Origin of the sequence: Enterobacter cloacae complex sp. CDL013 (assembly GCF_049238805.1) — a bacterium.
Lineage (GTDB): Bacteria > Pseudomonadota > Gammaproteobacteria > Enterobacterales > Enterobacteriaceae > Enterobacter > Enterobacter hormaechei_C.
In genome coordinates, this window is sequence record NZ_JBMKGT010000002.1 from 379,541 (window position 1) to 404,130 (window position 24,590).

The 24,590-nt window shown below is 54.8% G+C and carries 21 protein-coding genes and 1 riboswitch; of the genes, 9 read left to right on the forward strand and 12 right to left on the reverse strand.

The window, feature by feature from the left end:
- The first annotated feature begins 13 nt into the window (after positions 1–13).
- On the forward strand, positions 14–484 hold the full coding sequence (locus ACOTXD_RS04810; protein WP_061856607.1) for a DUF1456 family protein: 471 nt from the start codon (positions 14–16) through the stop codon (positions 482–484).
- A gap of 109 nt (positions 485–593) precedes the next feature.
- On the opposite strand, the gene metG is transcribed toward ACOTXD_RS04810, so the two are convergent.
- Positions 594–2,627 carry a methionine--tRNA ligase gene (metG, locus tag ACOTXD_RS04815; protein WP_061856606.1) on the reverse strand — a complete coding sequence of 678 codons (2,034 nt, stop codon included), beginning with the start codon at positions 2,625–2,627 and terminating at the stop codon, positions 594–596.
- 137 nt (positions 2,628–2,764) lie between these two features.
- Between metG and apbC the strand changes: the two genes are divergently transcribed.
- Positions 2,765–3,874, forward strand: a complete 1,110-nt coding sequence (gene apbC, locus ACOTXD_RS04820; RefSeq protein WP_003859263.1) for an iron-sulfur cluster carrier protein ApbC — start codon at positions 2,765–2,767, stop codon at positions 3,872–3,874.
- 89 nt (positions 3,875–3,963) lie between these two features.
- Here the strand turns inward: apbC and ACOTXD_RS04825 are convergent, their stop codons facing one another.
- Both ACOTXD_RS04825 and ACOTXD_RS04830 read right to left on the reverse strand, forming a co-directional pair.
- Positions 3,964–4,443 carry a GNAT family N-acetyltransferase gene (locus ACOTXD_RS04825; protein ID WP_032609688.1) on the reverse strand — a complete coding sequence of 160 codons (480 nt, stop codon included), beginning with the start codon at positions 4,441–4,443 and terminating at the stop codon, positions 3,964–3,966.
- Positions 4,394–4,726 (reverse strand): RcnB family protein, encoded by a 333-nt coding sequence (locus tag ACOTXD_RS04830; RefSeq protein ID WP_003859260.1) that lies wholly within the window; start codon positions 4,724–4,726, stop codon positions 4,394–4,396. Before ACOTXD_RS04830 ends, ACOTXD_RS04825 begins: the two co-directional genes overlap by 50 nt.
- A 480-nt stretch (positions 4,727–5,206) precedes the next feature.
- Between ACOTXD_RS04830 and ACOTXD_RS04835 the strand changes: the two genes are divergently transcribed.
- Genes ACOTXD_RS04835 through ACOTXD_RS04845 form a run of 3 tightly spaced genes read left to right on the forward strand, consistent with a single transcriptional unit; the run spans position 5,207 to position 8,993 of the window.
- Positions 5,207–6,346, forward strand: a complete 1,140-nt coding sequence (locus tag ACOTXD_RS04835) for a polysaccharide export protein (RefSeq protein ID WP_061856605.1) — start codon at positions 5,207–5,209, stop codon at positions 6,344–6,346.
- Complete coding sequence (locus ACOTXD_RS04840) at positions 6,346–6,795, forward strand: protein-tyrosine-phosphatase (RefSeq protein ID WP_003859256.1); 450 nt, start codon at positions 6,346–6,348, stop codon at positions 6,793–6,795. Before ACOTXD_RS04835 ends, ACOTXD_RS04840 begins: the two co-directional genes overlap by 1 nt.
- Positions 6,795–8,993 (forward strand): polysaccharide biosynthesis tyrosine autokinase, encoded by a 2,199-nt coding sequence (locus tag ACOTXD_RS04845; protein ID WP_061856604.1) that lies wholly within the window; start codon positions 6,795–6,797, stop codon positions 8,991–8,993. Before ACOTXD_RS04840 ends, ACOTXD_RS04845 begins: the two co-directional genes overlap by 1 nt.
- Before the next feature lie 44 nt (positions 8,994–9,037).
- Here the strand turns inward: ACOTXD_RS04845 and ACOTXD_RS04850 are convergent, their stop codons facing one another.
- The 4 genes from ACOTXD_RS04850 to ACOTXD_RS04865 all read right to left on the reverse strand — a co-directional run bounded on the left by ACOTXD_RS04850 (position 9,038) and on the right by ACOTXD_RS04865 (position 13,967).
- Complete coding sequence (locus ACOTXD_RS04850) at positions 9,038–10,504, reverse strand: pyridoxal phosphate-dependent decarboxylase family protein (protein WP_061856603.1); 1,467 nt, start codon at positions 10,502–10,504, stop codon at positions 9,038–9,040.
- 18 nt (positions 10,505–10,522) lie between these two features.
- A complete protein-coding gene (locus tag ACOTXD_RS04855) occupies positions 10,523–11,899 on the reverse strand; it encodes a diaminobutyrate--2-oxoglutarate transaminase (protein ID WP_015572345.1) in 1,377 nt (458 codons plus the stop codon).
- A gap of 311 nt (positions 11,900–12,210) precedes the next feature.
- On the reverse strand, positions 12,211–12,654 hold the full coding sequence (locus tag ACOTXD_RS04860; protein WP_032609683.1) for a hypothetical protein: 444 nt from the start codon (positions 12,652–12,654) through the stop codon (positions 12,211–12,213).
- A 185-nt stretch (positions 12,655–12,839) separates the two neighbouring features.
- Positions 12,840–13,967 (reverse strand): YadA-like family protein, encoded by a 1,128-nt coding sequence (locus ACOTXD_RS04865; protein ID WP_073970472.1) that lies wholly within the window; start codon positions 13,965–13,967, stop codon positions 12,840–12,842.
- Positions 13,968–14,581: 614 nt separating this feature from the next.
- Positions 14,582–14,678, forward strand: a riboswitch (TPP riboswitch).
- 35 nt (positions 14,679–14,713) lie between these two features.
- Between ACOTXD_RS04865 and thiM the strand changes: the two genes are divergently transcribed.
- Genes thiM through ACOTXD_RS04880 form a run of 3 tightly spaced genes read left to right on the forward strand, consistent with a single transcriptional unit; the run spans position 14,714 to position 17,070 of the window.
- Entirely contained in the window at positions 14,714–15,484 is a 771-nt protein-coding gene (gene thiM, locus ACOTXD_RS04870; RefSeq protein WP_126501130.1) for a hydroxyethylthiazole kinase, read from the forward strand.
- The gene (thiD, locus tag ACOTXD_RS04875) at positions 15,481–16,281 is read left to right on the forward strand and encodes a bifunctional hydroxymethylpyrimidine kinase/phosphomethylpyrimidine kinase (RefSeq protein WP_003859244.1); all 801 of its coding nucleotides are present in this window, start codon (positions 15,481–15,483) and stop codon (positions 16,279–16,281) included. The genes thiM and thiD overlap by 4 nt, the downstream gene beginning before the upstream one ends.
- 42 nt (positions 16,282–16,323) lie before the next feature.
- A complete protein-coding gene (locus ACOTXD_RS04880; protein ID WP_003859242.1) occupies positions 16,324–17,070 on the forward strand; it encodes a GntR family transcriptional regulator in 747 nt (248 codons plus the stop codon).
- Here the strand turns inward: ACOTXD_RS04880 and ACOTXD_RS04885 are convergent.
- Genes ACOTXD_RS04885 through ACOTXD_RS04895 form a run of 3 tightly spaced genes read right to left on the reverse strand, consistent with a single transcriptional unit; the run spans position 17,044 to position 20,272 of the window.
- Entirely contained in the window at positions 17,044–17,997 is a 954-nt protein-coding gene (locus ACOTXD_RS04885; RefSeq protein ID WP_045337646.1) for a PfkB family carbohydrate kinase, read from the reverse strand. The two genes, ACOTXD_RS04880 and ACOTXD_RS04885, sit on opposite strands and share 27 nt — an antisense overlap.
- Positions 17,994–18,998 carry an ADP-ribosylglycohydrolase family protein gene (locus ACOTXD_RS04890; protein ID WP_061856600.1) on the reverse strand — a complete coding sequence of 335 codons (1,005 nt, stop codon included), beginning with the start codon at positions 18,996–18,998 and terminating at the stop codon, positions 17,994–17,996. The genes ACOTXD_RS04885 and ACOTXD_RS04890 overlap by 4 nt, the downstream gene beginning before the upstream one ends.
- Positions 18,995–20,272: a nucleoside permease gene (locus ACOTXD_RS04895; RefSeq protein WP_003859236.1), complete on the reverse strand. Its 1,278-nt coding sequence runs from the start codon at positions 20,270–20,272 to the stop codon at positions 18,995–18,997. Before ACOTXD_RS04895 ends, ACOTXD_RS04890 begins: the two co-directional genes overlap by 4 nt.
- 248 nt (positions 20,273–20,520) lie before the next feature.
- Here ACOTXD_RS04895 and fbaB point away from each other — a divergent pair, with 248 nt between their 5' ends.
- A complete protein-coding gene (gene fbaB, locus ACOTXD_RS04900) occupies positions 20,521–21,573 on the forward strand; it encodes a class I fructose-bisphosphate aldolase (RefSeq protein WP_000129585.1) in 1,053 nt (350 codons plus the stop codon).
- A gap of 57 nt (positions 21,574–21,630) precedes the next feature.
- On the opposite strand, the gene yegS is transcribed toward fbaB, so the two are convergent.
- Complete coding sequence (gene yegS / locus ACOTXD_RS04905) at positions 21,631–22,530, reverse strand: lipid kinase YegS (RefSeq protein WP_126501131.1); 900 nt, start codon at positions 22,528–22,530, stop codon at positions 21,631–21,633.
- A 248-nt stretch (positions 22,531–22,778) separates the two neighbouring features.
- Positions 22,779–24,140 (reverse strand): tRNA 5-hydroxyuridine modification protein YegQ, encoded by a 1,362-nt coding sequence (yegQ, locus tag ACOTXD_RS04910; protein ID WP_022651495.1) that lies wholly within the window; start codon positions 24,138–24,140, stop codon positions 22,779–22,781.
- Between the last annotated feature and the right edge of the window lie 450 nt (positions 24,141–24,590).

Genomic DNA, 24,590 nt, shown 5'->3' on the forward strand with positions numbered 1-24,590 from the left:
ATTCGAAGGCTCTATGCTAAGTAACGATATTCTTCGTAGCCTGCGCTACACCCTGAAAGCGAACAATAATGACATGGTGCGCATTCTTGCGCTTTCCGACATGGAATCCACGTCCGCCGGGTTCGACACCTGGATGACTAAAGAAGATGAAGAGGGTTTTGTTCGCTGCCCGGACATCATTCTGTCGGGCTTTCTGAACGGCCTGATCTACGACAAGCGCGGCAAAGATGAATTTGCTCCTGAGCTGGCGCTGGAGCGTCGGGTGAATAACAACACGGTGCTGAAAAAGCTGCGTATTGCTTTCTCCCTGAAAACTGACGACATTCTGGCGATCATGACCGAGCAGAAATTTCGCGTGTCGATGCCGGAAATCACCGCCATGATGCGCGCGCCGGATCATAAGAATTACCGCGAGTGTGGGGATCAATTTCTGCGTTATTTCCTGCGTGGGTTGACGCAGCGGGTGCATAACCAGAAGGGGTGATTTTTAGCCGGATGGCGGCTTCGCCTGACCCGGCCTACAAAACCCGTCGGCCCGTGCAAGCGTAGCGCCGCCAGGCAAAAAAAAGCCGGATTCTCATCCGGCTTTTTTATTACTTCACCTGCTGACCCGGCTTCGCGCCTTCGTCAGGGCTTAACAGGAATATATCTTTCCCGCCCGGGCCTGCGGCCATCACCATCCCTTCGGAGATGCCGAAGCGCATTTTACGCGGCGCCAGGTTTGCCACCATCACGGTCTGACGACCGATCAGCACCTGCGGATCAGGGTACGCGGAACGAATGCCGGAGAAGACGTTGCGCTTCTCGCCGCCCAGATCCAGGGTCAGACGCAGCAGTTTGTCAGAACCTTCCACGAACTCCGCGTTTTCGATCAGCGCCACGCGCAGGTCGACTTTAGCGAAATCATCAAAGGTGATGGTCTCCTGAATCGGATCGTCCGCCAGCGGGCCGGTCACCGGTGCGGCAGCCGCTTTCACCTCTTCTTTGGATGCTTCCACCAGGGCTTCAACCTGCTTCATCTCGATGCGGTTGTACAGCGCTTTAAAGGTGTTCACCTTGTGGCCGAGCAGCGGCTGCTGGATGGCATCCCAGGTCAGTTCGGTGTTCAGGAATGCTTCCGCGCGGGCTGCCAGTTGAGGCAGAACCGGCTTCAGCCAGGTCATCAGCACGCGGAACATGTTCAGACCCATGGTGCAGATCGCCTGCAAGTCGGCGTCGCGGCCTTCCTGTTTCGCCACCACCCACGGCGCCTTCTCGTCCACATAGCGGTTGGCCACGTCTGCCAGCGCCATGATTTCGCGAATGGCTTTACCGAATTCACGGCTTTCCCAGGCCTCGCCAACCGCAGCGGCGGCGTCGGTGAAGGTTTTATACAGCTCAGGATCGGCCAGTTCGGCAGAAAGCACGCCGTCAAAGCGTTTGGCGATAAAACCTGCGTTACGGGACGCCAGATTCACCACCTTGTTGACGATGTCCGCGTTCACGCGCTGCACGAAATCTTCCAGGTTCAGGTCGATATCGTCGATGCGGGAAGAGAGCTTCGCGGTGTAGTAGTAGCGCAGGCTGTCCGCGTCGAAGTGGTTCAGCCAGGTGCTGGCCTTAATAAACGTCCCGCGAGATTTAGACATCTTCGCGCCGTTCACCGTTACGTAGCCATGTACGAACAGGTTGGTCGGCTTGCGGAAGTTGCTGCCTTCCAGCATTGCTGGCCAGAACAGGCTGTGGAAGTAAACGATGTCTTTACCGATGAAGTGATACAGCTCGGCATCGGAATCTTTCTTCCAGTATTCGTCGAAGCTTACGGTGTCGCCGCGCTTGTCACACAGATTCTTGAAGGAGCCCATGTAGCCAATCGGCGCATCCAGCCAGACGTAGAAATATTTGCCCGGTGCGTTCGGGATTTCGAAGCCAAAGTATGGCGCATCGCGGGAGATATCCCATTGTTGCAGACCGGATTCGAACCACTCCTGCATTTTGTTCGCGACCTGCTCCTGCAATGCACCGCTGCGGGTCCACGCCTTCAGCATTTCGCTGAACGACGGCAGGTCGAAGAAGAAGTGCTCGGAGTCACGCATCACCGGCGTCGCGCCGGAAACCACGGATTTCGGTTCGATAAGCTCGGTGGGGCTGTAGGTCGCGCCGCACACTTCGCAGTTATCGCCGTACTGGTCCGGGGATTTACATTTCGGACAGGTGCCTTTAACGAAACGGTCCGGCAGGAACATGCCTTTTTCCGGATCGTACAGCTGAGAAATGGTGCGGTTTTTAATGAAACCGTTCTCTTTCAGACGGGTGTAGATCAGCTCTGACAGCTCGCGGTTTTCGTCGCTGTGTGTGGAGTGATAGTTGTCATAGCTGATGTCAAAGCCAGCAAAATCGGTCTGATGCTCCTGACTCATTTCGGCGATCATCTGTTCCGGGGAAATGCCCAGCTGCTGTGCTTTCAGCATGATCGGCGTGCCGTGGGCATCGTCCGCACAGATAAAGTTCACCTCGTGGCCGCGCATTCGCTGGTAACGGACCCAGACATCAGCCTGGATATGCTCCAGCATGTGGCCGAGGTGGATTGAGCCGTTGGCGTACGGCAGGGCGCACGTTACCAGAATTTTTTTCGCGACTTGAGTCATAGTAGGCATTACTTCTTTTAACTGTGAAAAGGGTTTTCGATATTACCAAAAGGGGCATTATTAAGTAAGCACAAACCGCGGCCTTTCAGGTAAACTTGTTTGTCTAAGGTCTTATTCACAAGAACAAAGGAGTCGGGATGAGTTCTCAATCCCAGGCCAAATCACCGGAAGCCTTACGAGCAATGGTCGCCGGGACGCTGGCTAATTTTCAGCATCCAACCCTGAAGCACAATCTCACGACGCTGAAAGCGCTTCATCACGTCGCATGGCTGGACGATACGCTTCACATCGAGCTACAGATGCCGTTCGTCTGGACCAGCGCCTTTGATGCCCTGAAAGAGCAAACCAGCTCTGAGCTGCTGCGCATTACCGGCGCAAAAGCAATTGACTGGAAGCTAAGCCACAGCATCGCCACGCTCAAGCGCGTGAAAAATCAGCCGGGCGTTAACGGCGTGAAGAACATCATCGCCGTCAGCTCTGGCAAGGGCGGGGTGGGTAAATCATCTACCGCCGTGAATCTGGCGCTTGCACTGGCGGCAGAAGGGGCGAAGGTCGGCATTCTGGATGCGGATATCTATGGCCCGTCCATTCCAAACATGCTGGGGGCGGAAAACCAGCGTCCAACTTCGCCGGACGGCACCCACATGGCGCCAATCGTGGCGCACGGTCTGGCGACCAACTCCATTGGTTACCTGGTCACGGACGATAACGCAATGGTCTGGCGTGGCCCGATGGCCAGCAAGGCGCTGCTGCAAATGTTGCAGGAGACAATGTGGCCTGACCTCGATTATCTGGTGCTGGACATGCCGCCGGGCACCGGTGATATCCAGCTGACGCTGGCGCAGAACATTCCGGTTACCGGCGCCGTCGTAGTCACCACGCCGCAGGATATCGCGCTGATCGACGCCAAAAAAGGCATCGTCATGTTCGAGAAGGTAGAGGTGCCGGTACTGGGTATCGTCGAGAACATGAGCATGCATATTTGCAGCAATTGCGGGCACCATGAGCCCATCTTTGGTACCGGCGGTGCGGAGAAGCTGGCTGCGCAGTATCACACCCAGCTGCTGGGGCAGATGCCGCTGCATATTTCCTTGCGTGAAGACCTGGACAGCGGGAAACCAACGGTGGTCAGCCGCCCGGACAGCGAATTTGCCCAGATGTATCGCCAGCTTGCAGGGCGCGTTGCGGCGCAGCTCTACTGGCAGGGGGAAGTGATCCCGGGTGAAATCGCCTTCCGCGCGGTGTAACGCCTCTGCGCGTTAGTGCCGGGTGGCGGCTTTGCCTTACCCGGCCTACCTCGATTTTGTAGGTCAGGTAAGCATAGCGCCACCTGACTTTACCCAAGCCGATAGTGCATCAAATAATACTCCCCGTCCGGAGAATCTCCCGTCGCTTCAATGTGCCAGCCGTGGCGATGGTAAAACGCAATAGCCCGTTCATTCTTCACCAGACACTTCAGCGCGCCTGTACTGGTAAACGTCTTCTGTACTTGTTCCAGTAACAAATGACCCACTCCCAGACGCTGATACTGCGGATCGACAAACAGGTTGTGCAGAAAATTATCGTTCGTCCAGACTGAGGCAAAGCCAAGTCGGTGCCCATCCTGCTCCGCCACCCAAATCTCTTCGTCCAGGGTTGCCGCGTCAAAATCTTCAAGCTGCCACGCAGAACTGTCCAGCCACGGCCAGGCTTCACGCCGGGCGTGGAGGAACAGCGTGCGCAGGAAAGGGCGATCGCTCTCCTGCCACGGACGGATTAGGATCGTATCAGCGGTGATAGAAAATATCTCCGTTATAGGCTTTGTAGATTTTGCCATCGGCATCGCCAATCAGAACATAATTCTCGCCCATGTAGGTCCAGTGTGTGCCGGCATCGGGCGCAGGAAGGTTACGTAGCTGGTACTGTTTGATGGTGTACTCGGGCGTCTGATACTGCGCGGGCGCGGTGTCGCCAATTTTGAACTTCGTAAAATCGGCAATAAACTCTTGTTCTTCGTAGGCCTTGATGCCGGAAGGCGCTGTCGACGCTTGCGGTGCAGCGTGCGCGGCCCCCGCCAGTGACACTAATACACCCAGAAGCAACAATTTACGCTTAGCCATTTTTTCTCCAGTCATATCGTTACTGATACTTTTTGTGTGCAGATCCGCAAACGGATGGCAGACAGTTCATTTTAAGTATCCTCACAGGGTGAGTTTGCAAAAAATGTAACAAAAGCGCACGGTTTTGTGTAGTCGCAACCGTCATTAATTATTTCTTCGATGAATAAATATTGGCTTACGCAGATAACATAATTATGGGTTTATTAATTAATTCTGAAAAAACTTTTTCAAAGCAAATTTACAAAGATCCAGGCATGCATTAAACGAATAGAACATTTAAGATTGCCCGAAACCCTCTTTCCTAATCCGTAAGTCAGACGATGCATGGCTGTAAAAGCCAGGCCGCAGGAATGCTGTGGTTTTTTAAATATTACTGCCATCACTGTTAATTAATTTAGCGGTAAGGGGTTGTTTTAGAATGGAAAGAATCATTTCGGTACGTATTCGATAATCAATACTATAAAAAGATATTTTTACTCAATGAAAAACACAACAGTCTTTTCGATATTGTTTTTAATTATTACGCCATTATCTGGCTGCGTATTTTCACCGGGTCAGCATCTGGATCTTGCTGGAAAAGAGGTGATGGCCACAGAAAATGCAAACGATCGTCTGGAGAAGCGGATTGATGTTTATCCTCTTACGCCTTCGTTAATTGAAAAATTGCGACCATCGGCCCTGAAATCTCAGGCAAATCCTAAGCTGGATGAACAGGTCAAAAACTGGGAATACCGTATCGGCGTTGGGGATATTTTGACCGTCACCGTCTGGGATCACCCTGAACTGACAACCCCGGCAGGGCAGTATCGCAGCGCCAGTGACACCGGTAACTGGGTTAATGCCGACGGTACGCTTTTCTATCCTTATGTCGGTAAATTGCAGGTGGCAGGCAAAACGGTCGCACGGGTACGCGAGGAGATCACGGCCCGGCTGAACAATGTCATTGAAAGTCCGCAGGTGGACGTCAGCGTCGCCTCTTTCCGCTCGCAAAAAGCCTATGTGACGGGCGAGGTGGTGAAGTCGGGGCAGCAGGCTATCACCAATCTCCCGTTAACGGTAATGGATGCCGTGAACGCCGCGGGGGGGCTCTCTGCCGACGCGGACTGGCGCAATGTCGTACTGACGCATAATGGGAAGGATATGCGCCTCTCGCTATATGCGCTGATGCAGCATGGCGATCTCACCCAAAATAAGCTGCTCTATCCCGGCGATATTCTGTTTGTCCCCCGTAACGATGCGCTGAAAGTGTTCGTCATGGGCGAGGTCGTTAAACAGAGCACGCTGAAAATGGATCGCAGCGGCATGACCCTGGCCGAAGCGCTGGGCAATGCGGGTGGGCTGAACCAGAATATGGCCGATGCCACCGGAATTTTTGTCATTCGTTCGCTGCCGAAAAGCGAGCGTTCAGAGAAAATTGCCAACATCTACCAGCTCAATGCTCAGGACGCATCAGCCATGGTGTTAGGCACCGAGTTTCAGCTTGAGCCTTATGACATTGTCTATGTCACCACTGCACCACTGTCCCGCTGGAATCGCGTGATATCACTGCTTGTTCCGACCATCAGCGGGGTGCATGACCTTACCGAAACGGTTCGTTACATCAGATCGTGGCCGCAATAATGTTCAAATCAATACTCGTGGTTTGCACCGGAAATATCTGCCGTTCTCCGATTGGGGAGCGGCTTTTACGCCAGCACCTGCCCGACAGACATATCGCCTCGGCGGGGATATACGGGCTTGAGGGGTGCCCGGCGGATGACAGCGCCCAGGACGTCGCCTGGCGGCATGGGATCTCCCTCGACGGTCATGTGGCGCGCCGGCTGACACGCAATCTGATGCAGGGATCCGATCTTATCCTGGTGATGGAGCCGGAACATCTTCGCTTCATTGCGGCCATGGCGCCGGAGAGCAGGGGAAAGTCGCTGCTTTTTGGGCAATGGCTGGAGCCGCAGGATATCCCCGATCCCTACCGTAAAAGCCGGGAAGCGTTTGAATATGTGTTCGGGCTATTGGGTAAAGCCAGCCAGGAATGGGCACGTCGTTTAGGTCAGAAAGGAATGAAGCATTAATGTCGTCTTACACAACAGACAATTATGGTGCAGCGGCACCCCAACAACATGAAGTCGATCTCGTTCGTTTGCTCGTCGAGATGATCGACCACCGCACGATGATTCTGTGCGTAACATTCCTGTTCACTCTATGCGCCGGTCTCTATGCCTGGGTTACACCCCCTGTTTATCAGGCGGATGCCATGGTGCAAATAGAAAGCAAACAGGATAACAGTCTGCTTAAAGGGCTGAGTCAGCTGGGCACCGATGTTTCGCCGGATGTTGCCCCTGAAATTTTACTGCTGAAATCACGCATGATCCTCGGCGAGGCCGTCGACAAATTAGGTCTGACGCAGCAGGCAAAGCAGCGCGTTTTGCCTGTGGTGGGGCGTCTCTGGCAGCGTCTGCAAGGGCGCGGGCAGGGTAAGATCACGTTAGGCGAACTCCAGATCCCGCAGGTGGAAGGCAAGGCGCAAGGGCTCACGCTGACCGTACAGGAAGCGGGAAAATATCACCTGACGGGCGAAAACATTGAGGCAGACGGTCGGGTTGGGAAAACGCTGGTCACGCAAGGGATCGTTCTGCTGGTGACGTCGATTGAGGCGACGCCAGGCACGCAATTTTCGCTTAAATCGTTGACGCGGCTGGAGACGATCAACGCCCTGAAGAAGAGCCTCACGGTTGCGGAGTCGGAGAAACAGAGTGGTATCGTGACCTTAACCCTGACGGGGGAAGATCCTGACAACATCGCCCGGGTGCTGAATGCGATTGCTGACAATTATCTTCAGCAAAATATCGCGCGCCAGGAGGCTCAGGATTCTCGTAGTCTGGATTTTTTACAAGAGCAGTTGCCGAAAATCAGAGCGGATCTGGATCAGGCTGAAGCACGGCTGAATGCTTATCGGGCGCAGCGTGACTCGGTGGATCTGTCTTTAGAGGCAAAATCCGTACTGGATCAGGTAGTGAACGTTGAGAACCAGCTAAATGAGCTGACGTTCCGGGAGGCAGAGATCTCCCAGCTCTTTAAAAAGAGTCACCCTACCTATCGTGCATTGCATGAAAAGAGACAGACCCTTGAGCGGGAACGGGATCGCCTGAATAACCGTGTGTCAGCTATGCCCTCCACGCAGCAGGAGATTTTACGCCTGAGCCGCGATGTTGAGTCGGGCCGCACCATTTATTTACAGCTATTGACGCGTCAGCAGGAGCTGAATATTTCCCGCTCCAGCGCTGTCGGGAACGTGAGGATCATTGATGAGGCGGTTACGCACCCGGATCCGATAAAGCCGCGAAAAGCGTTAATCATCATTCTTGGCGCGCTGTTCGGCCTAATGCTCGCAATGGGGACCGTGCTGGTACGCCAGGCGTTCAAACGTGGGATCACGCTTTCCGAGCAGCTGGAAGCGCAGGGGCTGCCGGTTCTGGCTACGTTGCCACGTTCCCAGTGGCTGTGGAGTAAAACGCATTTGCGCAGAAAAAATCCGTTCTCTCGTCGCTGGAAACACAAAACCTCGGATGTGCCTTTCCTGCCCGTCGATCGCCCTGCTGATATGTTTGTTGAAGCGGTACGCGGGCTGCGAACCAGTCTGTATTTCGCCATGATGGAGGCTGAGAACCGCATTGTGATGATTTCTGGCCCCACTCAGGACTGCGGAAAAACGCTGGTGGCGACGAATCTGGCGGCCGTCGCCGGGCAGAGCGGTCAGCGGGTGCTGTTTATTGATGCGGATATGCGCCAGGGCTATGTTCATAATATTTTTGGCCTGGAGAACCGCTACGGATTGTCCTGCCTGCTCGAAGGGAAATGCGACTTTACAGAGGTCATTCAGCATGCTGAAAAAGCGGGAATTGACGTCATCACCTGCGGCCCGGAACCCCTGCGTCCGTTAGAATTGCTGTTAAGCGAACGCTTCCTTGACATCATGTCCTGGGTTAACGAGCAATATGACATTGTCATCATCGATACACCGCCAGTCCTGGCCGTCACCGATGCCTCGCTGGTCGCCAGAGCAGCCGGAACAACGCTAATGGTTGCCCGTTTCGATAAAACCAGCGTGAAAGAGATGGAGAATACTGTTAAACGTCTCCAGCATGTTGGTGTGAAGGTCAGCGGCACAATCCTCAACGATATTGTTAAATCCGCAGCGCTGTTTTACAGCTCGGGGTACAGCCAGTGTGATTACGGTTATGCTTCGAGGAAAAAAGGAGACAGGCGTTAGAGCGGGAAAAACAATCCCTCTCCCGGGTGGGAGAGGGATAAGCATTACTTCGCCATCACTTCCTGCGCGGTACGCTCAACCAGAGACAGCAGGACTTTAACATCCTCCAGCGTCACGGTTGGGTTCAGCAGAGTCAGCTTCAGGCAGGTGATACCGTTATGCTCGGTCACACCGACGTTTGCACGGCCAGACTCCAGCAGCGCATCGCCAATTTTCTGGTTCAGCAGGGCAATACCGGCGTCATCCATTTGCGCCTGCGGACGGAAGCGGAACAGCACGCTTGCCAGCTGGGGTTGCATCACCAGTTCCAGAGCAGACTGCTCTTTCACGTAAGCCGCAACCTGCTGTGCCAGCGTCACGCCGTGATCGATGATTGCCGCGTATTGCTCCTGACCCAGCGCTTCCAGGCTCATCCACAGTTTCAGCGCGTCGAAACGGCGCGTGGTTTGCAGAGATTTGGAGACCAGGTTAGGTACACCCGCTTCTTCATCGAACTCAGAGTTCAGATAGGCCGCCTGATAGCGCATCAGCTCATAGTGACACGCTTCCTTCAGCAGGAACGCACCGCAGCTGATGGTCTGGAAGAACTGCTTGTGGAAGTCCAGGGTGACGGAATCCACCAGCTCGATACCGTCCAGGTAGTGACGATACTGCTCAGACATCAGCAGCGCGCCGCCCCAGGCCGCATCAACGTGCACCCAGATACTGTGTTTCGCAGCCAGCTCAGCAATAGCACGCAGCGGATCGATAGCACCCGCATCGGTCGTACCGGCCGTGGCCACAATCGCCAGGATCTGCTCGCCGTTCGCGTTGCACTGTTCGATTTTCGCCGCCAGATCGGTGAGATCCATGCGGGAAAATTCGTCCGTTTTCACCTGCACCACGGACTGGTAGCCCAGACCCATCAGCGCCATGTTTTTCTGCACGGAGAAGTGTGCGTTTTCCGAGCACAGCACGCGGATCTTACGCAGATCGCCTGTCAGACCGTCCTGCTGAACAGAATGGCCCTGACGCGCAAAGAACGCGTCACGCGCCAGCATCAGCCCCATGAGGTTACTCTGGGTACCGCCGCTGGTGAAGACGCCTGCGTCGCCAGCCTGATAACCCACGCGGGTACGCAGCCACTCGATCAGTTTGATCTCGATGATGGTTGCGGACGGGCTTTGATCCCAGGAGTCCATACTCTGGTTGGTGGCGTTAATCAGTACTTCCGCCGCCTGGCTAACCACCAGGCTTGGGCAGTGCAGGTGCGCCACACACTGCGGGTGATGAACGGACAAGCTGTCTTTCAGGAAGAACTCCACGGCGCGTTCAATCGCCGCTTCGTTGCCCAGCCCTTTCGGGTTGAAATCCAGCTTAATACGGTCGCGCAGCTCCGCGACCGTTTTGCCCTGGTACATCTCAGGCTGTTTCAGCCACTGCATCACAGCCTGAGTGCTTTGTTCAATCGCCTGCTGGTAAGCTTCAATGCTCTGCGCAGAGGAGAACAAAATTGGGTTTGAATCAGACATCGTAATCAATAACTCCGGTTACGCCGGGCTAACGCCCGCAGCAAGCAGTGCCTGCTCGAATTTATCCAGGAAGACTTTCAGCTCGTCATCGCTGATCAGCAGAGAAGGCAGCAGACGCAGAACGATACCGTTACGGCCGCCACGCTCCAGAATCAAGCCTGCTTCGAAGCACTTCTTCTGAATCAGTGCAGACAGCTCGCCGTCGCCCGGGAAGCAACCCATGTGGTCAGCGGCTTCGTGCGGCTTAACGATCTCAATACCGATCATCATGCCCAGACCGCGAACGTGACCGATAACCGGATAGCGTTTCGCCATCTCTTTCAGCTGGCCTTTCAGCCATTCGCCCTGTGCGGCCACTTTGCCCGCGATATTCTGGTCTTTCAGGATCTTCAGCGTCGTCAGACCGGTTGCCATCGCCAGCTGGTTGCCGCGGAAGGTACCGGTATGGTGGCCTGGCGCCCATGCATCGAACTGCTTTTTGATACCGAGCACGGCCAGCGGCAGACCGCCACCGACTGCTTTAGACATCACGATGATGTCTGGCTCGATACCTGCGTGTTCGAAGGCAAAGAATTTACCGGTACGGGCAAAGCCAGCCTGGACTTCGTCGAGGATCAGCAGGATACCGTGTTCCTGAGTGACTTTACGGATGCGCTGCAACCACTCAACAGGTGCCGGGTTCACGCCACCTTCACCCTGAACGGCTTCGAGGATCACCGCGGCAGGTTTACGCACGCCGCTTTCAACGTCGTTAATCAGATTTTCGAAGTAGTAGGTCAGCGCCTTCACGCCCGCTTCACCACCGATACCCAGTGGGCAACGGTACTCGTGTGGGTAAGGCATGAACTGGACTTCTGGCATCATACCGTCAACCGCTTCTTTAGGAGACAGGTTGCCGGTGACGGACAGTGCGCCGTGGGTCATACCGTGGTAACCACCAGAGAAACTGATGATACCGCTACGACCGGTCACTTTTTTCGCCAGCTTCAGCGCCGCTTCAACGGCGTCAGCCCCGGACGGGCCAGTGAATTGCAGGCAGTACTCTTTGCCCTGACCAGGCAACAGAGAGAGAAGGTATTCTGAAAACGCGTCTTTCAGCGGCGTGGTCAGATCCAGGGTATGTAACGGCAAGCCGCTGGTAATGACATTTTGGATGCTTTTCAGCACATCAGGATGATTGTGTCCAAGCGCGAGGGTGCCTGCGCCTGCTAAACAGTCAAGGTATTCTTTATTATCTGCATCGGTGATCCACACGCCTTCTGCTTTTGTGATCGCTAAAGGCAGTTTGCGCGGATAACTCCTGACGTTAGATTCAAATTCGGCCTGACGGGCCAGATAGGTTTCGTTGCTTTTGTGGGCATCTACGGTGTCAATACGGACTTTATCCGTCATCATATCACTCCTACAACCGCCGCTTCGTTATGAGCCACGATTGAATAAAAAGTTAAAAAACAGATGGGGCCTGAAAAAAACGCCGCCAATATAGAGCCTTTTGTCACCGGGCTCAATGGTTAATTTGTTTACTGTTTTGTGACACAGGGCACAGGGCAGGGAAGAACGCCGTTTGTATGGGGAAGATTGCACTTTATGCTAAATAAAAACAGCAGCTTACGTATGATTTGTCAGCATTGTAAAATCAGACAAAAGAGTGTGACAAATCGTGCGATTGGCAGGCGAAAAGGAGGCAGAGAGCCTCCTTACGCTGTTTATTTCTGACTAACGCGTAAAACGCCGTGTTCGCGTCCCTTCGTTTTATTCCATGACGCGTCCGTAATACCGTTTTCATCCAGGCTTATCGATATCACAAAACCGTTACCATGGATCTCATAGAAATTCGCATTCAGACGTTTAACGCTGGCTTTTTTGCCGTTCACGGTAGCGCTAAAAAAGCCGTTAGAAAGCGTGGCGTTAACCGTATCCGACGAGAACGAGGCTTCACGCAGGGGATCGTGAACGGATGCCGTTGGTTCGTGTTGTGCCGTGTTTTCCGCTTTGGTTTTGCTGACATCGCAAGAGCCATTGCCAGCGCTAATTTGCGTGCATCCCGAACGTTCTAATTGAGCGCGATAATGGGCGTTTATGGCGTGCGCAGGCGAGACACAACCTGCAAGCACGGTACCACTTATGACTAACATCATTAATTTTTTCATTTTATTGCCTTAAAAACGACACAAATACCAGGAGACATACATCACGCCGATCCAGATCCCGAACGAAATCAGCATTAGGTACAGGGCTACCGAAATAAAAATATATTTAGACATCTTTTTGTATCAACGAAATGCTCATCCGTTAAAATGAGGTTTTATACTTGTCCCGACGATTGTTTTACGCTTTAAAAGCCCATACCAATCCCAACCGAAGCGCCCATATTATTCGCAGTGTCATCTGAGAAGCTCACTTTCGCGATGACATGGGATTTAAAGTTAACGGACGCACCGACAGCAAGCGCGCTCTCACCGTTGTAAGTCGCACCACCAGCAGAGAACATGACGCGCTGATTGGTTTGCACTTGTGGCAAACCCGCCATCGCCATCGCCCCTGAAATACCGGCATTAGCCTGCTTCTTATTCTTGTCCACTTCATCACGTAGAGATTTAAATTGCTGGCTGGTGTTAGTATTCATTGCCTGTAATGACTGCCTGGTGGCTTGCAGATCCTGCGTGGCGGCAGTAACAGCCAGGCTATTTTTAGCGACCTTCGCCTGGGTAGCTGTATCCAGCTGTCGTTGTGTCACGGTGGTTGTCACACCATCTTTACCGTTATGACCGTCTGCACCGTCGCGACCGTTTCTTCCCGCAATGCCTTGTGCGCCAGTATCACCCTTATCACCTTTCATACCTGTCGCGCCAGCATCGCCTTTTTCACCCTTCGCGCCAGTTACACCGGTATCCCCTTTATCGCCCTTTGCGCCAGTCGCGCCGGTATCCCCTTTATCACCCTTTGCGCCAGTCGCACCGGTATCCCCTTTATCACCCTTTGCGCCAGTCGCACCGGTATCCCCTTTATCACCTTTCGCTCCATCTGCACCGTTGATGGGTTTAGGTGCATTTTCGAGAGCAGTAAGGCGGCTATCCTGAATATTATCGACGTGTTGAAGGTTGTTAATGGCTGTGCCGTTAGTCGCCACACCCTGTAAGGCCGTCTCACTTTTCAGACTGGCGGTATCGGCAAGCGCGCCAGCAAGCAACGCTTTCTGATGTGCGTCGTTAGCCATTTTATCCACGACTAACACGCCCAGTTTTGTGGACTGAAGGTCGTCGTTAACCTGCGTTAAGCGGTTATCCGTTGCGCCATCACGGTTAATACTATCAGCGTTGTTTTGTGTAATTTGATCTTGATGGTCATTTACAATATTAGTGATTTGCTGATCGTCCCAAACCGTATTCGCGGCTTCAGCCTGGCTCATTGTACCCGCTAAGACAACGCCCATTACAAAAATAGCAGTAAAGTTTTTATTCATAGATTTCATTTAAAAAGCTCACATCATTAATTATCGAAAATACTGAAGCTGAACAGCTTTATTTTTTGGATTTAAAAAACGGTTGAAGATTATCTAAATCTTATTTAGTAACGCGAGTGAGCTATCAATTAAACGCAAACCAATGATGTTGATCTAAGTCATAAATACTATGAATAGTTCCGAGGGCGTAAAAGTCATTTTGCGGTTGTTATTAATGTAAACATTAAAGTGAAAATGACGAGGGAAATGAGAGGGTCAGATTAAGTAATTGACAGAAATAAATTTCTGCAAAATAAATGTTTACATTGATGCCTGAGTTTATTTCATACGAAAGCAGGTGGGCTGTCTTATAAAATCACTCCCGGTGAGTCATTATGGATAAAAATAAAATTTCTCAGCACAGAAAGTGAATATTATATTTAATGAGTTCTTAACAAATATGGCGGGATAATTAACTGAACAATAATGTATACATATTGAGCGTAGTTAATATCTTGTCGTTTATTGTTCGTTACAGGGGGTTAACGGACAGCCAAAACTCCTTGCACCCGGGTTACCCCCCGGTTACACTACATGACTACGAAATGCCATTTTGTAAGTAACTGTTTTATAAGTAATTTGACTCGGGGTGCCCTTCTTTGTGAAGGCTGAGAAATACCCGTATTACCTGATCTGGATAATGCCAGCGTAGGGAAGTCAGATGCCTACCCGGTCATCGCTTCTTCACGCACGGCAGGAGCGAAACCATGCAGCCTGACCTGCTCGACTCACACGTTTTACATCAATTCCGAACCCGTTCCCCGCTCACGCACTGTATGACCAACGATGTCGTGCAGACCTTCACCGCCAATGTGCTGCTCGCGCTGGGCGCTTCCCCGGCAATGGTGATCGAAGCCGAGGAAGCGGAACAGTTTGCCGCGCTTGCCGATGCTCTGCTCATCAACGTGGGTACACTCACCGCACCGCGCGCCCAGTCGATGCGTCGGGCTATTGAGAGCGCTGTAGCCGCGGGCACACCCTGGGTTCTGGATCCGGTTGCGGTTGGCGCGCTGGCGTTCCGCACCCGTTTTTGCCAGCAAATATTATCCCTTAAACCTGCGGCCATTCGTGGAAACGCCTCCGAAATCCTCGCCCTTGCCGGAATGAGTGCGGGCGGGCGCGGGGTTGATTCCACCGATACGGCAGCGAGCGCGTTGACCGCTGCGCAGACGCTCGCCCGTCAGACCCATGCCGTTGTGGTCGTCACAGGAGAAGTGGATCACATCACTGATGGTCAGCGAACCCGTACGGTCGCGGGCGGCGACCTGCTGATGACCCGCGTGGTAGGAACTGGCTGTGCGCTCTCGGCGGTCGTCGCCGCCTGCTGCTCGCTGCCTGGCGACAGGCTTGATAACGCGACGGCTGCCTGCGGCTTTATGAAGCGCGCAGGGTCAGTTGCCCTGACTCAAAGCCGGGGGCCCGGCAGCTTTTACTCCGCGTTTCTGGACGCGCTTTACGCGCTGGAGGAACAGGTATGACACGCATAAATGCCCTGACTATTGCGGGAACCGATCCCAGCGGCGGAGCGGGGATCCAGGCAGACCTGAAAACCTTCTCTGCGCTCGGCGCTTACGGATGTTCGGTTATCACCGCGCTGGTGGCGCAAAACACGCGCGGTGTACAGTCGGTGTATCGCATTGAGCCGGATTTTGTCGCCGCACAGCTGGATTCGGTATTCAGCGATGTACGTATCGACACCACCAAAATTGGCATGCTCGCAGAGGCGGACATTGTTGAAGCGGTCGCGGAACGTCTCAAACGTTATCAGATAAAAAACGTGGTGCTCGATACCGTGATGCTGGCCAAAAGCGGCGATCCGCTGCTCTCCGCCTCGGCCGTCGACACCCTGCGTAAAAAGCTGCTGCCGCAGGTGGCGCTGATCACGCCAAACCTGCCTGAGGCCGCCGCGCTGCTGGATGCGCCACACGCGCAAAACGAACGTGAAATGAAAGAGCAGGGCAATGCGCTGCTGGCGATGGGGTGTCGCGCGGTGCTGATGAAAGGCGGTCATCTCGATGATGCAGAAAGCCCGGACTGGCTCTTCACCCACGATGGCGCGCAACGTTTCACCGCCCCGCGCGTACAGACCAAAAACACCCACGGCACGGGCTGTACGCTCTCGGCGGCGCTGGCGGCGCTGCGTCCCCGAAACGCGAACTGGGCGGATACGGTACAGGAGGCGAAGATCTGGCTCTCGGACGCGCTGGCAAAAGCCGATTCTCTGGAAGTGGGTCACGGTATTGGGCCGGTTCACCATTTTCATGCATGGTGGTAAGCCGTATACTGGCATAAAACCTTATGCCAGAGAAAAACAGAGATGGAACAAGCGCATACCCGGTTAATTGCTCAACTCAAGGAACGAATTGCCGCACCGGACAACACGCCGCTGTATCTGAAATTTGCCGAAACGGTTAAAAACGCGGTACGCAGCGGCGTGCTCGCGCACGGTAATATTTTGCCTGGCGAGCGCGATCTGAGCCAGCTTGCCGGTGTGTCGCGCATTACGGTGCGTAAAGCGATGCAGGCGCTGGAAGAGGCTGGCGTCGTCACCCGCGCGCGTGGATACGGGACGCAAATCAACAATATCTTTGAATATTCGCTAAAAGAGGCGCGCGGGTTTTCTCAGCAGGTGGTGCTGCGGGGCAAAACGCCCAACACGCTGTGGGTCAATAAACGCGTCGTGAAATGTCCGGAGGAGATCGCCCGCCACCTTTCCCTTGCGCCAGACAGTGATGTATTTCTGCTTAAGCGCATCCGCTATGTGGATGACGATGCGGTATCGATAGAGGAGTCCTGGGTACCAGTAGGATTAATTCCCAACCCGGACGACATTGGCGTCTCGCTTTATGATTACTTCCGCAGCCAGAATATCTTTCCGCAGCGCACCCGGTCCCGCGTCAGCGCCCGGATGCCGGACAGCGAGTTTCAGGCGCATATCAAGATGGACGATAAGATACCGGTGCTGGTGATCAAGCAAGTCGCGCTCGATCAACAGCACCGGCCAATTGAGTACAGCATCAGCTACTGCCGCAGCGACCTATACGTCTTTGTGTGCGAGGAGTAGGGCCTCGCGCGTGGGGGCGCAGTCGCCACCGCGATGGCTGACTACCCAGGCGGCTACGGCATTGCCAAGCTGCACCGCCTCTGGCAGTGACCATCCCGCGGCCAGACCGGCAAGGGTACCTCCCGCATGGCTGTCACCCGCGCCGATGGTATCGACCACGGTAGCAGGAAACGCCGGAACGTGTCCGGAAGCGTCACCGTCATACCAGACCGCCCCGTCTTTATCATGGCGTACGATCAGCGCAGCGCCAAACCTCTGCTGCCACCGTGTGCCGAGCTCTTCCACGCTTACGCCAAGCCATTCTGCGGCAAGTTCCGCCTCCTGACGATTAAGCGAGACAATCGGTTTGCAGGCCATAATCCTTGCCATCAGCGGGTCGGGAATATCCGCGATGCGCGGACCGAAATCGATAAAGAGCGTCGCATCCTGAAGACTTTCCAGCCAGGCCGTCAGCAGCTCACCGCTGGGGGACGCCAGCTGGTAGCCGGACAAAGAGATCAGGCTCCCTGCCGGCACGCTTAACCCGTCCAGCCAGCGCTGCTGCCACTGATTCTCCACGCCGCTGAACGACATAAAGGTCCGTTCACCGTCAGGCTCCACCAGCGCCAGGCACCAGCCGTTATCGCCCGTTTCCGCTTCCACGGCGCTGTGCAGATCCTGCTTCGCCATGGCGTTACGGATAATATCGGCCCACACGCCGTGGCCGACAGGAAGCGCGTTTTGCGCAGCAATGCCGAGCCGCTTCAGGGCGATGGCGATATTCAGCGCGCAGCCGCCAATATTCACTCCCTGTTGCTTCAGTTCGATATCACACCCGCGCCAGGGCAGGGCGTAGGCGTCGGCAATCACGTCGATGACCGCCGCGCCGAGCACCGTTACGGGACGCGTGGCGTGAAGGGTTTCGAGACGGCGGGCAAAAGCACTCATACGCCCTCCCTGTGCTCCCGGAAGTGCAGCAGTTTTTCACAGTAGTGGCCGAAATCGAGCCGGTTTACGGCATCAAGTTGGTTTTTGAGTGCCGGATCAATGGCCTGTACACCGTGCAGCGCACCGCAGATGGCTGTTGCCATCGCGCCGATAGTGTCAGTATCACCGCCCAGGTTGGCGCATAACACCGCGCAGCGGTTCGGATCGGTACCCGCGAGTTCGACCATCGCAATCGCCGCCGGAACGGACTCAAGGGTGCTCGTGCCCGCGCCAATAAGCTGATAGATCTGCTCGCTGGCGGACTCGGTACCGTTGGCTTCGCGCACGGTTTTCAGGGCCAGCTCAATACGAGCGGAAAGCGATGCGCTGAAGGTGGTCGTGTTCGCCTCCTGTGCCGCACGGGCAATACCCGGCAGGGCATCGGCGATGTTCTGCCAGCGCTCGCCGTCGATAGCGCGTGAAACCGCCCAGGCGATCACCACCGCACCGGCGATAGCGAGATCCGATTTATGGGTCGGGCTGGAGGCTAACGCAACCTGTTCCACAAAGTGCGCCAGACGCGTGGCCGGCAGCAGGCATCCCAGCGGGGAGGCGCGCATCGCCGCACCGTTGGTGACGCCGTTGTTCTCCAGCTGGCTCACCGGCTTGCCGTCACGGATGGCGTTCAGGGCAATTTTGGAGGTCGGGCCGAGCACATTCTTATTGAACGCGTCAAAATCCAGCGCCCAGTCCAGAATATGCTTACCGATAACGTCAGGGTTAATTTCCCCCTCGCATTCGATAATCGCATCGGCCAGGCACAGCGCCATCGACGTATCATCCGTAAATTCGGCCTGCTTAAAGTAACAGGCGGCATTATTCTCAGCCGGGCCGGGTAAGAAACGGTCGATCCAGCCGAAGTGCGCTTTCACCCGCTTGCGCGGCCACAGCTCCGACGGCATTCCCATCGCATCCCCTAACGCCTGCCCGTAAAGAGCACCGAGAATACGGTCTTGTTTCATTTAACTTCCCCTCGTGTCAGCGCGGTATCGCCATCAACCACCTCAATTGCGGTGATCTCTTTATCCGATTCGCGGAAAAACAGCATAAACAGCACGGCAATCACCACAATCATGATTGCACCAAACGTCCACATTCCGGCCCAGTTGAAGGTCAGCCCATTCACCGGCTCTTTATATGCGAACATTTTTTCCATCATCACCCCGCCGAGACGGTAACCCAGCAGGCTACCAAAGCCCTGACAGCACAGCGTGATCAAGCCCTGCGCCGCGTTGCGCATATGCACGGGCGCTTTTTTATCCACGTAGATGTACGCGGTGACGTAATAGAAGTCATAGCTTACGCCGTGCAGCAGAATGCCGAGGAACAGCAGGGCGTAGGTGAAGTATTGCTCGGCGCCGCCGTAAACAAAGAAACCGTAGCGAATGGCGGCGGTGATCAGGCCCAGCAGCAAGACCTTCTTAATACCAAAGCGTTTGGTAAAGAACGGCAGAGCGAGCATGAAGAAGATTTCAGAGAACTGGCCGAGGGTCATCCAGCCGGTGGCGTTTTTCATCCCCACTTCGGTGAGATAGCCGTTGGCAAAGATGTAGTAGAAGGCCAGCGGCATGGCGAACAGGAACGAGCAGAAGAAGAACACCAGAAAGTTTTTATCGCGCAGCAGGATCAGCGCATCCAGCCCCAGCATCACTTTGAAATCCAGCTTGCCGGTACTCTTTGGTGGCGTGTTCGGCAGGAACAACGCGAAGACGCCGAGCAGAAGGGAGCTGGCAGCGGTCATCAGCAGCGGAATATTGGTGTCAGAGATGTCGCTATAGCCCATCATCTGCGGCAGGAAGCCGCACGCCAGGCCGGAGGCAATCCAGCCGATGGTGCCCATCACGCGGATGCGCGGGAAATCAGCCTCTACGTCATCGACGTTTGCGAAGGCGATGCTGTTGGTCAGCGCGATGGTCGGCATATAGGTCAGGGAGTAGGCCAGCAGCAGCGGGAAGAAGGTGCTGAACTGGGTTTGCTGTGCTGCGAAATACATCAGAATCGCGCCAGCGAACATCAGCACGGCCAGCACTTTCTGGGCGGCGAAGAAACGGTCCGTCAGCGAGCCGACCAGGATAGGAGAGAGGATCGCGGCAATCGCGGTACAGGCATACGACCAGCCAATTTCCCCGGCGGTAAACCCGCTCTTACTCAGCCACAGCCACAGCGGCACAAACCATGCGCCCCAGATAAACCATTCAACGAACATCATGAATGACAGTTGGACTTTCGTTTTCATTTTTTAATCCTGCATGTCAGAGGTACGCATGTAACATACCATGTGATAATACCTTTTAAATACCTTTAAGGCGATTGTTTGATCAGTGTAACAAAAATGTTGTACACGAAACGAGCCAGCAGATTGTGCTTAAAAAAGTTGCAAATGGTGGAAAATAGGTTAAGTCGGTACCAGGCTTAGTCTGCCTGCAAAAACGTGGGCTTGGATCACACGCTCCGACATCATGTCGGACTTACGGGAGCATCACTATGACTGATATTGCGCAGCTGCTTGGCAAAGACGCCGACAGCCTTTTACAGCATCGTTGTATGACCATTCCAGCCGACCAGCTTTATCTGCCTGGCCATGATTACGTAGACCGGGTCATGGTCGACAACAACCGTCCGCCTGCCGTACTGCGAAACATGCAGACGCTTTACAATACCGGCCGTCTGGGCGGGACCGGCTATCTCTCCATTCTGCCCGTTGACCAGGGCGTAGAGCACTCGGCGGGAGCGTCGTTTGCTGCTAACCCGCTCTACTTTGACCCGAAAAACATTGTCGAGCTGGCGATTGAAGCAGGGTGTAACTGTGTGGCATCGACGTATGGCGTGCTGGCCTCCGTTTCTCGCCGCTATGCTCACCGCATTCCGTTCCTCGTCAAGCTGAACCACAACGAAACCCTGAGCTACCCAACCGAATATGACCAGACGCTGTACGCCAGCGTCGAGCAGGCGTTCAATATGGGCGCGGTGGCGGTCGGGGCAACCATCTATTTCGGCTCTGAACAGTCGCGACGTCAGATTGAAGAAATCTCCGCGGCGTTCGAGCGTGCCCACGAGCTGGGCATGGTAACCGTGCTGTGGGCCTATCTGCGTAACGCGTCATTCAAGAAAGACGGCGTGGATTACCACGTATCAGCGGATCTGACCGGTCAGGCAAACCACCTGGCGGCAACCATCGGCGCGGACATCGTGAAGCAGAAAATGGCCGAGAATAACGGCGGCTATAAAGCGGTGAACTTTGGCTATACCGACGACCGCGTGTACAGCAAGCTGACCAGCGACAACCCGATCGATCTGGTGCGCTACCAGCTGGCGAACTGCTACATGGGCCGCGCCGGGCTGATTAACTCCGGCGGTGCGGCAGGCGGTGAAACCGACCTGACCGACGCGGTGCGCACGGCGGTCATTAACAAACGTGCGGGCGGTATGGGGCTGATCCTGGGCCGTAAGGCGTTTAAAAAATCCATGGCCGACGGCGTGAAGCTGATTAATGCGGTTCAGGATGTCTATCTGGACAGTAAAGTCACGATTGCCTGACGCCACCGTATCCCTCTCCCTCAAAGGAGAGGGCATTATCGCGCACCCTGTCAAACATCAGCGCAACAGCACGCAGTCCGGCGGCAACCGGCACTGCAACGCACCGGGCAAGACCTCAATGCGGAATCGCTCGCCGCTGAGCGGCTCTCCGTCGAGGTTAAAGGTCATGCCGTGTGGGGCGATCACTTCAAACCACGCGGATTTCCCGTCGATGATATTGGGGCTCTCCTCTGGCTGCGTCAGCGTCGTAAACAGCGCAGGCAGCAGCCCGTCGCCGGTAAAAATACGCAGCTGTAATTGACCGTCGTTGATCAATGCTTCCGGGCAAAGCTGTTGACCGCCCCCCGCCTGCCGCCCGTTGCCGATACCAATCACCAGCGCGTCGCCCTGCCAGTGGAAGTTCTCACCGTGAATTTCACAGCTGTCGGGCTTGAGGGTGTCCATGCGCATTAGGCCGTGAATGAGATACGAGACGCCGCCCAGCGCGGCTTTCAGTTTTTCCGGTGTTTCGCTGGTGATCCGCGTGCCGAAACCGCCCGTCGCCATATTGATAAAGCAGGTTTTTTCATTCACCTGAGCAATATCGACGGCGGTAGCTTTACCGAGAATGGCCAGCTGTAACGCTTTTCCTACATCCTCCGGAATACCGGCGCTGGTGGCAAAATCATTGGCGGTACCGAGCGGTAAAATGCCCATCACCGGGCGATGTGCTGTGTCGAGGTCAATAAGCGCGCCAGCGATCTCGTTGATTGTTCCGTCGCCGCCGCCGGAAATGATGGTTTCAGCGCCTAACCTGATGCCTTCGTCGATATAGCGTGCCGCATCACCTTTTTCAAAGGTCACCCGCACGTGAATGCGCGCGCCATCTTCACGCAATTCGGTGATCGCCTGACGCAACAGATCGTTGCCTGCACTTTTGCCATTGAGAATTAATAAACTGTCTGGATAGGTTGCCATCCGGGTTGCTCCCTTTTTTAACTATAGAAAGAGTGTATCCCAGAGAAGGAAAAAGCGGGTAAGAACAGGATGAAAGGCAAAAAATAAGCCCGCGTAAGGGAGATTACGCAGGCTAAGGAGGTGGTTCCTGGTACAGCTAGCATTTATGGGTTATGTTTTTCAGCGGGCGGATAATACCCGTATTGAACGAAGCGGTATGTGATCCGATTCTAAGAATTATCCCAGCGTGAAAAAATCCCGTTGATTGACTATTTGCCGTGTGGATTTCGGGTATTTTCACCTTCAAAATTACGCATCAGCAGCGCAAACTCCAGCTCCACCTCTTCAGGAACCGGCAGCCAGACCACATGGCCGTCGCCAGGTGCGACCTCAATCGCCTCACCTTTTTTGTTTTCCAGGTGCTCCAGTCGGAAGTTCATGTTGCCCTGCGGCGTCATCAGCTCCAGGCTGTCGCCTTTAGTGAATTTGTTTTTTACGGCGACGGCGGCCAGCGGGCCTTTACGCTCGCCGGTGAAGTCGCCTACAAACTGCTGGCGTTCGGAAATCGAATAGCCATGCTCGTAGTTCTGGTAGTCGTCGTGAGTGTGACGACGCAGGAAACCTTCGGTATAGCCGCGATGCGCCAGACCTTCCAGCGTTTCCAGCAGGCTGGTGTCGAACGGTTTACCGGCAGCGGCATCGTCGATGGCTTTGCGATATACCTGTGCGGTACGGGCGCAGTAGTAGTAAGACTTGGTGCGGCCTTCAATTTTCAGGGAGTGTACGCCCATCTTGGTTAAACGCTCGACGTGCGCGATGGCGCGCAGATCTTTAGAGTTCATGATGTAGGTGCCGTGCTCGTCTTCGAAGGCGGTCATGTACTCACCCGGACGTTTGGCTTCTTCGATCATAAACACGCTGTCGGTAGGCGCGCCGATACCCAGCGTTGGCTCAACGTTGGTGACCGGGATCGGCTCGTGTTTATGCACGATGTTACCGATGTCATCCTCTTTGCCTTCCTGAACGTTATATTCCCAGCGGCAGGCGTTGGTGCAGGTGCCCTGGTTCGGGTCACGCTTGTTGATATAGCCAGAGAGCAGGCAGCGGCCGGAGTAGGCCATGCACAGCGCGCCATGAACGAAGATTTCGATCTCCATATCCGGCACCTGGGTGCGGATCTCTTCGATCTCTTCGAGGGACAGCTCGCGGGACAGAATGACGCGGGTCAGCCCCATCTGTTTCCAGAATTTCACCGTTGCCCAGTTGACGGCGTTAGCCTGCACTGAGAGGTGAATGTCCATCTCCGGGAAATTCTCCCGAACCAGCATGATTAAACCCGGGTCCGACATGATCAGCGCGTCCGGCCCCATCTCCACGACCGGCTTCAGGTCACGAATGAATGTTTTCAGCTTGGCGTTGTGCGGCGCGATGTTCACCACCACGTAGAATTTTTTGCCCAGGGCATGCGCTTCATTGATGCCGAGCTGAAGATTCTCGTGGTTGAATTCGTTGTTACGCACGCGCAGCGAGTAGCGCGGCTGGCCCGCGTAGACGGCGTCGGCGCCATAGGCGAAAGCGTAACGCATATTTTGCAGCGTTCCCGCCGGGGAAAGGAGTTCCGGTTTAAACATGTTTGTTCTCGTTCTGATGACAGGTCAGATCCGCATGCACCTGATGCAGCGGTAAGGGGAGATCCCCCACTTTAAGGGCGGGCATTGTAGCGCTGCGGGGAAGAGAGGTAAAGCTTTGCCCCTCACCCTAACCCTCTCCCCTTTGGGGCTGAGGGTTCCCCACAAAATAATGCCTGCACAGACGGCCCCCTCTCCCTTGAGGGAGAGGGCTGGGGTGAGGGGGAACATACGGCTCTGGTGGTCATTCCGTTCACGTTATGTTCCTTGCTACTCTGTCACGACATGGCCGGTGAACGTGCCAGGGTGGCTCAGTCGCCACCACCCTGGCGACCCGGGCTTCCGGCGGAAAATCGCCGCTTCGCGGTGTCTTCGGCTTATTCCTTCCGGCTTATCGGGGACGGGCGGAGGTAACATCCCTGTAAAGCCCGCCCTCTCGGCGCATCCCTGCGC

Bases quoted from the DNA above. Each gene is read 5' to 3' on its own strand.
- ACOTXD_RS04880 (WP_003859242.1), top strand. From the start codon at position 16,324: ATGGAACAAGCGCATACCCGGTTAATTGCTCAACTCAAGGAACGAATT.
- ACOTXD_RS04810 (WP_061856607.1), top strand. From the start codon at position 14: ATGCTAAGTAACGATATTCTTCGTAGCCTGCGCTACACCCTGAAAGCG.
- ACOTXD_RS04845 (WP_061856604.1), top strand. From the start codon at position 6,795: ATGTCGTCTTACACAACAGACAATTATGGTGCAGCGGCACCCCAACAA.
- thiD (WP_003859244.1), top strand. From the start codon at position 15,481: ATGACACGCATAAATGCCCTGACTATTGCGGGAACCGATCCCAGCGGC.
- ACOTXD_RS04830 (WP_003859260.1), bottom strand. From the start codon at position 4,726: ATGGCTAAGCGTAAATTGTTGCTTCTGGGTGTATTAGTGTCACTGGCG.
- ACOTXD_RS04840 (WP_003859256.1), top strand. From the start codon at position 6,346: ATGTTCAAATCAATACTCGTGGTTTGCACCGGAAATATCTGCCGTTCT.
- metG (WP_061856606.1), bottom strand. From the start codon at position 2,627: ATGACTCAAGTCGCGAAAAAAATTCTGGTAACGTGCGCCCTGCCGTAC.
- yegS (WP_126501131.1), bottom strand. From the start codon at position 22,530: ATGGCAACCTATCCAGACAGTTTATTAATTCTCAATGGCAAAAGTGCA.
- ACOTXD_RS04835 (WP_061856605.1), top strand. From the start codon at position 5,207: ATGAAAAACACAACAGTCTTTTCGATATTGTTTTTAATTATTACGCCA.
- ACOTXD_RS04890 (WP_061856600.1), bottom strand. From the start codon at position 18,998: ATGAAACAAGACCGTATTCTCGGTGCTCTTTACGGGCAGGCGTTAGGG.
- ACOTXD_RS04860 (WP_032609683.1), bottom strand. From the start codon at position 12,654: ATGAAAAAATTAATGATGTTAGTCATAAGTGGTACCGTGCTTGCAGGT.
- ACOTXD_RS04850 (WP_061856603.1), bottom strand. From the start codon at position 10,504: ATGTCTGATTCAAACCCAATTTTGTTCTCCTCTGCGCAGAGCATTGAA.
- yegQ (WP_022651495.1), bottom strand. From the start codon at position 24,140: ATGTTTAAACCGGAACTCCTTTCCCCGGCGGGAACGCTGCAAAATATG.
- ACOTXD_RS04855 (WP_015572345.1), bottom strand. From the start codon at position 11,899: ATGATGACGGATAAAGTCCGTATTGACACCGTAGATGCCCACAAAAGC.
- ACOTXD_RS04895 (WP_003859236.1), bottom strand. From the start codon at position 20,272: ATGAAAACGAAAGTCCAACTGTCATTCATGATGTTCGTTGAATGGTTT.
- ACOTXD_RS04865 (WP_073970472.1), bottom strand. From the start codon at position 13,967: ATGAATAAAAACTTTACTGCTATTTTTGTAATGGGCGTTGTCTTAGCG.
- apbC (WP_003859263.1), top strand. From the start codon at position 2,765: ATGAGTTCTCAATCCCAGGCCAAATCACCGGAAGCCTTACGAGCAATG.
- ACOTXD_RS04885 (WP_045337646.1), bottom strand. From the start codon at position 17,997: ATGAGTGCTTTTGCCCGCCGTCTCGAAACCCTTCACGCCACGCGTCCC.
- fbaB (WP_000129585.1), top strand. From the start codon at position 20,521: ATGACTGATATTGCGCAGCTGCTTGGCAAAGACGCCGACAGCCTTTTA.
- ACOTXD_RS04825 (WP_032609688.1), bottom strand. From the start codon at position 4,443: ATGGCAAAATCTACAAAGCCTATAACGGAGATATTTTCTATCACCGCT.
- thiM (WP_126501130.1), top strand. From the start codon at position 14,714: ATGCAGCCTGACCTGCTCGACTCACACGTTTTACATCAATTCCGAACC.